General features: G+C 61.8%; 6 protein-coding genes. 2 read left to right on the top strand and 4 right to left on the bottom strand.

What is annotated here, in order from left to right:
- The first annotated feature begins 5 nt into the window (after nt 1–5).
- Both ACYVDE_RS09400 and ACYVDE_RS09395 read left to right on the top strand, forming a co-directional pair.
- Nucleotides 6–164 (top strand): ATP-binding protein, encoded by a 159-nt coding sequence (locus ACYVDE_RS09400; RefSeq protein ID WP_460501237.1) that lies wholly within the window; start codon nt 6–8, stop codon nt 162–164.
- 104 nt (nt 165–268) lie between these two features.
- The gene (locus ACYVDE_RS09395; protein WP_460501236.1) at nt 269–847 is read left to right on the top strand and encodes a type 1 glutamine amidotransferase domain-containing protein; all 579 of its coding nucleotides are present in this window, start codon (nt 269–271) and stop codon (nt 845–847) included.
- A 186-nt stretch (nt 848–1,033) separates the two neighbouring features.
- On the opposite strand, the gene ACYVDE_RS09390 is transcribed toward ACYVDE_RS09395, so the two are convergent.
- The 4 genes from ACYVDE_RS09390 to ACYVDE_RS09375 all read right to left on the bottom strand — a co-directional run.
- The gene (locus tag ACYVDE_RS09390) at nt 1,034–2,530 is read right to left on the bottom strand and encodes an efflux transporter outer membrane subunit (protein WP_460501235.1); all 1,497 of its coding nucleotides are present in this window, start codon (nt 2,528–2,530) and stop codon (nt 1,034–1,036) included.
- A 131-nt stretch (nt 2,531–2,661) separates the two neighbouring features.
- The gene (locus ACYVDE_RS09385; RefSeq protein ID WP_460501234.1) at nt 2,662–6,000 is read right to left on the bottom strand and encodes an efflux RND transporter permease subunit; all 3,339 of its coding nucleotides are present in this window, start codon (nt 5,998–6,000) and stop codon (nt 2,662–2,664) included.
- 153 nt (nt 6,001–6,153) lie between these two features.
- Complete coding sequence (locus tag ACYVDE_RS09380; RefSeq protein WP_460501233.1) at nt 6,154–7,356, bottom strand: efflux RND transporter periplasmic adaptor subunit; 1,203 nt, start codon at nt 7,354–7,356, stop codon at nt 6,154–6,156.
- Nucleotides 7,357–7,600: 244 nt separating this feature from the next.
- On the bottom strand, nt 7,601–8,438 hold an 838-nt coding region (locus tag ACYVDE_RS09375), incomplete at its 5' end, for an alpha/beta hydrolase family protein (protein ID WP_460501232.1).

Genomic DNA, 8,438 nt, shown 5'->3' with positions numbered 1-8,438 from the left:
CGCCGGTGTTTCAGCCGTTTGCGCGGCAGCACCCGCACATTGCCGGCGCGGGCGTGGGCATGTACCTGGTGCAGCGCATCGTGGCCAGCCGCGGCGGCCGCCTTGATGTGGCCAGCACCGTGGGCGAAGGCACCACCTTCACGGTGTACTGGTTCGAGGGCTGAGGCCATAATTTTCATCAACCTACGGCGCTGCGAGGCGTATTGGAAAGGGCCGGGAGCAATTCCGGCCTTTTTTCATACCCTCTACTTTCCCATTTCCAAACACCATGAGCATTTTCAGCAGCGACAAACTGAAAGGCAAGAAAATTGCCATCATTGCCACCGACGGCTTCGAGCAGGCCGAACTCGACGAGCCCAAGAAATACCTCGAAGGCGAGGGTGCCGAAACCCACGTCATCTCCCTCAAAAGCGGCTCCATCAAGGGTTGGGACGGCCCCAACAAAGACTGGGGCAGCAAAGTCGACGTCGACAAAGTCATCACCGACGTGAAGCCCGCCGACTACGACGCCCTCGTGCTGCCCGGCGGCCAGATGAACCCCGACATCCTGCGCATCAACAAAGACGTGGTGAGCTTCGTGAAGGAGTTCGCCGGCTCGGGCAAGGTGCTGGCCGCCATCTGCCACGGCCCCTGGCTGCTGGTGGAGGCCGACGTAGTGCGCGGCAAGCGCGTAACGAGCTGGCCCAGCGTACAAACCGACCTCAAAAACGCCGGTGCCCACTGGGAAGACTCGGAAGTGGTAACCGACCACGGCCTCATCACCAGCCGCAAGCCGGAGGATATCCCGGCCTTCAATAAGAAGATTGTGGAAGAAATGCTGGAGCCCCAGCACGGCGGCCAGAACTAAGGTCGTTTGGGCTATTTGACGTTAATTGAACGTCGATAACAGCACGTCATGCCGAGCGCAGTCGAAGCATCTCTATCGCACAACTAATCGATTTTAGTATTGCGGTAGAGATGCTTCGAATGCGCTCAGCATGACGTTCTTTTTTGTGCTTTTATGTTATTCAATCCGGCAAACAAACCAAACTTATTACCGCCAGCCGCCGCCCAGCGCGTGGTACAAGTCCGTCACGGCCTGACGCTGCTGGAGCTGGTCGTTCACGCCGTTTAGCTCGGCTTGCAGCAGGCTTTGCTGGGCCTGTAGCACCTCGGTGTAATTGGCAAAGCCGGCGGCCAATAGCTCGTTGGTGTATTCTACAGCTTTGCGCAGCGACTCCAGCTGCAGGGCACGCAATCGGGCCTTATCGGCAGCGCTTTGGTAGGAGAAGAGCGCATTAGAAACCTCTTGGCCGGCCGTGAACATCGTTTGCTGATAGGTGTAGAGGTACTCCTGCTGTAAGGCTTTCGAGCGCTCCAACCGCGCCCGGTTCAGCCCCTGGCTGAAAATGGGCTGCGCCAAACCGCCCACGATGCTGGCGAAAATGGCCGTGGGCGAAAACAGATTGGTGAGCGTGGTGCTGGTGAGGCCTCCGTTGGCTGTGATGGTGAAGCTGGGGTAGAAGTAGGCCCGCGCCGCATTGGTCAGCTCAAAGGTCGACTCGAAGGCGTATTCGGCCTGCTGCACGTCGGGGCGGTTACGCAGCAGCTGGCCGGGCACGCCGGTGAGCAGGGGCGGGGCGGGCTCTTGGGCGGCCAGGGTGCCGCGCTCCACGGGGCTAGGCGTGCGGCCGAGCAGCGTGGCCAGGAGGTTTTCCGTTTCGCGGATGTTGCGCTGCAGGTCGGGAATGGTGACTTCGGCGGCATAGCGCTGGGCCTCGCTCTGCACCACGGCCGCGCCGGTTACTACGTCGCCTTCGAGTAGCAGGCGCATGGTTTCCACATCTTTGATGCGGTTTTGCACCGTTTGGCGGGTGATGTCGAGCTGGGCATCGAGGGCCAGCAGGGCGTAGTAGTTGTCGGCGATATCGGCAATGAGCTGGGTTTGCACCACGCGGCGGTAAGCCTCGCTTTGGCGCACGGCCGCCACGTACGAGCGTTTGGTGCTGCGCAGCTTGCCCCACACGTCGGCCTCCCAGCTGCTGCTCAGGCCCAGTAGGTACTGGTGCGCTACACCGCCGGTCACGACGGTGCTTTGGTCGGTGGTTGTGGTAGTGCCCGTGCCGGTAGTGCCGGTGCCCGTTCCGGTGCCAGTGCCCGTTCCCGTGCCGGTGCTGCCGGTGCCGGTACCCGTGCCGCCGGTTGTGGTGGTGGTGCCCGCGCCGGTGCCCGTGCTCACAAACGCCCCGCCAATACGCGAAAGGGTGGTGGTAGCCCGGGCGCTCAGGCTGGGCAGGAAAGCGGCGCGGCTCTGGGCCAGCAGGGCCTGGTTCTGCGCGATGCGGGCTTCGGCGACTTTTAGGTTGCGGTTGTTGGCGAGGCCTTCGGCAATAAGCTTTTGCAGCTGCGGGTCGGTGAAAAGCTGCTGCCAGGGGCGGGCGGCCAGCGTGGTGGTGTCGGTGGTGGCCGCGTCGCGGTAGAGGCCGGTGGTGGCAGTTTCGGGCCGGTGGTAGGGGTGCAGCAGCTGGCAGCCAGCCGCCAGCAGGAGCACGGGGGAGAAGAATCGAAGGAATTTGCTGGCATTCATAGTAATAGAATTAATACGTATACGCGGTTAGCACGGCCGGGGGACCTCACCCCCTAACCCCCTCTCCGCGGGAGAGGGGGCCGGGGAATGATGTCCTACGCCAGGGCCGGCTGCTGCTCCGGCTTCTTTTCGTCCGGTTTCTTCTCACCGTCCTTGGCGGGTGGCCCACCCTCGGCTTCCTCCTGCTCCAACTGCTCCTTCGTCTTGGGCGGGCCGCTGATGCGCTCCTGTAAGCTTTCAAACACGATGAAGAGTACCGGGATGAAAAACACCCCGACCAGTGTGCCGAATAGCATCCCACCAATGGCACCGGCCCCGATGCTCTTGTTGCCATTGGCCCCCGCGCCGCTGGCAAACAGCAGCGGCATTAGGCCGAATACGAAGGCAAACGAGGTCATCAGAATGGGGCGCAGGCGGGCTTTGGCGCCTTCCAGGGCCGCTTCCAGGATTTCCATGCTGTCGTCGCGGCGGCGGGCCAGCGAGAATTCGATGATGAGAATGGCGTTTTTGGCCAGCAGACCGATGAGCATAATCACCGAAATCTGGAGGTAGATGTTGTTGTCGATGCCGAAGAGCTTGGCGAACAGGTAGGTGCCACACAAGCCAATCGGAATCGAAAACAGCACCGCAAATGGCAGCAGGTAGCTCTCATACTGCGCGCTCAGCAGCAAGTACACAAACACCAGCGAGAGCGCGAAAATGTAGAGCGACTGCTTGCCGCTGCCTTGTTCCTCGCGGCTGATGCCCGAAAACTCGTAGCCGTAACCGGCCGGCAGCTTCTGGGCCACTTCCTGAATGGCAATGAGCGCCTCGCCCGAGCTGGTGCCCTCCTTGGGCGAACCGTTCACCGAAATGGAGGTGAACAGGTTGAAGCGCGACAGGCTTTCGGGGCCGTAGATGCGCGTCAGGGTCACGAATTCGGTGAGCGGGGCCATCACGCCGTCGGCGTTACGCACGAAGACTTTGCTCAGGCCCTCGGGGTTGGCGCGGTAGGCCGAGTCGGCCTGCACCATTACCCGGTACTGCTTGCCAAACTGGTTGAAGTTGGAGGCGTAGGAACCGCCGTAAAACACCTGCATGGCGTTCAGCACGTCCTTTTCCGTCAGGCCGGCCTGCTTCACCTTGGCCACGTTCACGCTCAGCTGGTACTGCGGGAAGCCGGGGTTGAAGGCCGTGCTGGCGTACTGAATTTCAGGCCGCTTGTTGAGTTCGGCCAGAAAGTCCTGCGCCACTTTGAAGAACTCGGCCGTGGTGTGCCCGCCCTTGTCCTGCAATTGGAACGTGAAGCCGCCGGTGGCCCCGAAGCCCGTAATCGTCGGCTGCGAGATGCTGCGGATATCGCCGGCCCGGATGTGGGCCGTGAGCTTGCCAATCTGTTTGATAACGGCCTCGTTGTTCATGTCCTTACGTTCGTCCCAGGGCTTGAGGCGCACGATGACCATGCCGTAGGCGCTGCCCTGCCCGGCCAGGAAGTTCTGGCCCGTGATGCGCAGAGTGCCCTTCACCGCCGGAATCGTCCGAATCAGGCTGTCGACTTCCGTATTCACGGCCGTGGTGCGCTCCAGCGTGGAAGCCGGCGGCAGGCTCACGTTCACGAAGATGGTGCCCATGTCCTCGTTCGGCACGAAGCTGCTGGGCGTAGTCGTCATCAGGAAATACAGCCCCGCGCCGAAGCCCGCCACCGCAATCAGTGCCACCCACTTGCGCGCCGCGAGGAAGGTTACGGCGCGAGTGTACTTGCCCACCAGCGCATCGTAAGCCGCATTAAAGGCAATGCTGAACCGCTGCATGAAGCCCTTTTTCTTGGGCGCTTCTTTCGCGTCTTTAGCCGCTTTGGGGTTGGGGTTTTCCTGGCCGTTACTGGCTACGCCGTCCTTGGCTTCGCCCTGTTTCGCTGCATTTTTTTCCGCCTCGGCTTTCTCCGCTTCGCCCTCGTGGTGCGGCGGTTTCAGGAACATGGCGGCCAGCGCCGGGCACAGCGTGAGGGCGTTGATGGCCGAAATCAGAATGGCCACCGCCAGCGTAATGCCGAACTGCTTGTAGAACACGCCCACCGAGCCCGTGATGAACGTAACCGGCAAAAACACCGCCGCCATCACCAGCGTGATGCTGAGAATGGCCCCGGTTATCTCGCTCATGGCATCAATCGCGGCCTTGCGCGGCGAGGTGTAGCCGCCTTCGAGCTTGGCGTGCACGGCCTCCACCACCACAATGGCGTCATCGACCACAATGCCAATGGCCAGCACCAAGGCAAAGAGCGTGAGCAGGTTGATGCTGTACCCGAAAACCTTGAGGAAGAAGAACGTGCCGATAATTGAAACCGGCACCGACACGCCGTGAATGATGGTAGACCGGAAATCCTGCAGGAAAATGAAAATTACTAGGAACACCAGCGCGAAGCATTCCAGCAGCGTGTGAATCACCTTGTCAATCGAGGCATCCAGAAAGTCGTTGATGTTGACGAGGTTGGTGTAGTGAATGCCGGCCGGAAATGACTTTTCGGCCGTTTTCAGCACTTCCAGCGACTTCTCAATCACGTCGCGGGCATTCGAGCCCGGCGTCTGGTTCACCGAGATGCCCACCGAGGGCTTGCCGAAGGTGGCGCTGTTGCTGCTGTAGGCCTGCGCGCCCAGCTCCAGCCGGGCCACGTCCTTGAGGTGTAGAATCTGGCCCTGCGCCGTGCTTTTGAGGATGATGTTCTCGAACTGCTGCACCGTTACGAGCTTGCCAGTGTATTTGATGACGTACTGGAAGCTCTGGTCGGAGTTCTCGCCGAATTTGCCGGGGGCGGCTTCCACGTTCTGGTCGGCCAGTGCGGCCGAAATGTCGGCCGGCGTGAGGCCGTAGATAGCCATCACATCGGGCTTGAGCCACACGCGCATGGCGTAGTCGCGCGAGCCGAAGGCGTTGGAGTTGCCCACGCCGTTCACCCGCTTAATCTGCGGCACGATGTTAATCTGGGCGTAGTTCTGCAGGAAGGTCTGGTCGTAGGCCGGGTTGTCGGAGTAGAGGGCGAAAATCAGCAGGTTGCTGCTTTGCTGCTTGCGCACCGTTACGCCGGCCAGGGTTACTTCCTGCGGCAGCAAGCTGGTGGCGCTGGCCACGCGGTTCTGCACGTCCACGGCCGCCTGGTCGGGGTCGGTGCCCACGTTGAAATACACCTGAATGCTGCCCGAGCCTTCGTTGGTGGCCGAGGACGTCATGTAGGTCATGCCTTCCACGCCGTTTATCTGCTCCTCCAGCGGCACGAGCACGCTTTTCAACACCACGTCGGCGTTGGCGCCCGCGTAGCTGGCCGACACCTGCACGGTGGGCGGCGAAATGTCGGGGTACTGCGCAATAGGCAGCTGCAGCAGTCCCAGCACGCCCAGCAGCACGATTATCACCGAAATAACGGTGGAGAGCACGGGGCGCTCGATGAATATTTTTAGCATAATCTTCTATCAGGCAATTTTTGTAAATCGTCCGTCATGCTGAGCGTAGTCGAAGCATCTCTACCGCTTCGTTGGGCCGATTGGGTTACTTGTGCAGTAGAGATGCTTCGACTACGCTCAGCATGACGTTCAGGCGAAGCCAGAGCGGGCTCCCTAAGCGCCCGCCGCGACGTCCGGCTTTTTCGGCGCGGTTTTCACCACTTTCGGCCGAATCTTCGTGCCTTCCTTCAGCCCGCTGATGCCCTCGAGTACGATTTGCTGGCCGGCTTTCAGGCCTTTTTGCACCACGAAGGATTCGCCATCGGGCGTGGGCACTACCGTGATGGCGGCGGCGTGCGCGGCCGTGTCGCGGCCCACCACGTAGGCGAAGCGCTTGCCCTGCAGCTCGTAGGTGGCACTCTGCGGGATGATGAGCACGTCGTCCATCGGGCGCTGGGTGCGCACCGAACCGCTGCTGCCGCTGCGCAGCAGGCCCTGCGGGTTCGGGAAGGTGGCGCGGAAGCTGCTGGCTCCGGTTTCGGTATTAATCTGGCCGATGGCGGTTTTCACGCGGCCGGGGTAGGGGTAGAGGCTGCCGTCGGCCAGCACGAGGCGCACGTCGGGCACGTTGGTGAGCTTCTCCTGCAAGGTGTTGCCGGGCCGGCGGCGGGCAAAGTCGAGCAGCGCCTTTTCGCTGAGCGAGAAGTAGGCGTACACGTTGGCCGTGCTCGAAATGGTGGTGAGCGGGTCGGCCGAGGTGCTGCTCACCAGGCTACCGATTTTGTTGGGAATGGTGCCCATCACGCCATCCACGGGGCTGGTGATGGTGGTGTAGCCCAGGTTGGTGAGGGCGTTGGCCAGCGTGGCCTGGGCCTGGGCCAGCGCAGCCTCCTTGGCTTGCAGCGTGTACTGCGCGCCTTCGAGCTGATACTTGCTGATAATGCCTTTGGCTACCAGCGGGGCCACTTTGTTCACGCCCATGCGGGCGGCGTTCACATCGGCCTCAGCGGTTTTCACGCCGGCGCGGGCCGTGCGCACTTCCTGCTCGTACTGCGGCGCGCTGATATGGAAAAGCTTCTGGCCCTTCTTCACTGTGGCTCCTTCATCCACGTAAATGGCTTCCACAAAGCCATCTACCTTGGGCCGGATTTCCACGTTCTGCTGCCCCTGAATGGTGGCTGGGTAGTCTTGAAAGAGCGTCACCGTGTCGGGCCGCACCACCAGCACCGGGTAGTCTTTGATGGGTGTGGGGCCACCGTCCTTGCCGCCTTTGCCACCGGGGCCGCCGGCTTCGTCGTCTTTCTTTTTGGAGTTGCAGGCGGCGGCGCTGAGCAGCACCAGCAGCAGGGCCGTGCGGGCCGGCAAATAATTAATCATAAGGAAGTAGGACCTGATTCGAAGGAAGGCGAATAAGCTGTACGCAAGCCCGCTGCGAAAAGCTGATTTGGTCTTCGCCTTTTCGACATGCCCTCCAATTGCCCCGACTACCCCGGCGAGTTTACAGACCGAACGCCGGCCCCCATTGCTGCGGGCCGGCGTTCGATGTTGCTTCGTTGTGCTCCTGCTAAACAGGGCTGTGGCTGCAGAGCGTGGTCAAACCCTGGTAGCCCGCTGCGGTAAGTTACTGCTGCGCCGTCAGCCAGTTGTGAATATCCGTCAAGGCATCCGGCGACAGCGGAGCCTCGAAGCCGGGCGTTTCCTTCGTGATTTGTAGGGCGTGATTGAGACCGGGCCGGCGCATTTCGGTAACGCGCGGATTGTCTTTCAGGCCTTTTCTCAGTAGGCTCAGGTTGACCGTAGCGTTCACTTCCGCGTCGTCATCGCCCTGCAGCAGCAGCACGGGGCAGTGCACCTGGGGCAAAGTGGCCAAGGGGTCGAAAGCCAGGTAGCTGCGGTAGGCGGGCGTGGTGAAGGCCTGCACGCTGGCCTGCACGTCGGGAGCTGCAATGGCAGGGTAGCGCTGGCGCAGCATATTGCTGAGGATGGCCTGCGCCTGGGCATTGTCGGGCGTTTGACGCACGATTTCGAGCATGGCGCGCTGGTGCTTCACGCGGGCCTCCTGGTCGCGGCGCTGCTGCGCCTTGAGGCGCAGGTGCTGCTGGTCGAGGTAGGTTTGTACCTGAGCCGAATTTGAGCCGGCGGCGCGCAGCTTGGCGGCTTCGGCCTGCGCATTGGCTTCCGCTAGCTGGTAGCTATGCCGCTGATGGGCTTCGAGCGTGTCGCGGCCCATCACCTTGCCATACATGACGGCTTGGTTGGCCAGCAGCTCCTGACCGGTGAGGCCCGCGGCTGCCAGGGCTACCACAAACGTAGGAGCTTGGGGCTGCGCCGCAGCCAGCAGGGCCACGTTGGCTCCTTCGCCGTGCCCAATCAGGCCCAGGCGCGTCACGTCGACTTGGGGCCGGGTGCGCAGGTAGTTGAGGGCGGCAATGGCGTCGGCGGCGCGCTGGGCCATGGTG

It is taken from the genome of Hymenobacter agri, from assembly GCF_054778495.1.
This window is presented reverse-complemented; position numbering and strand designations above follow the sequence as displayed.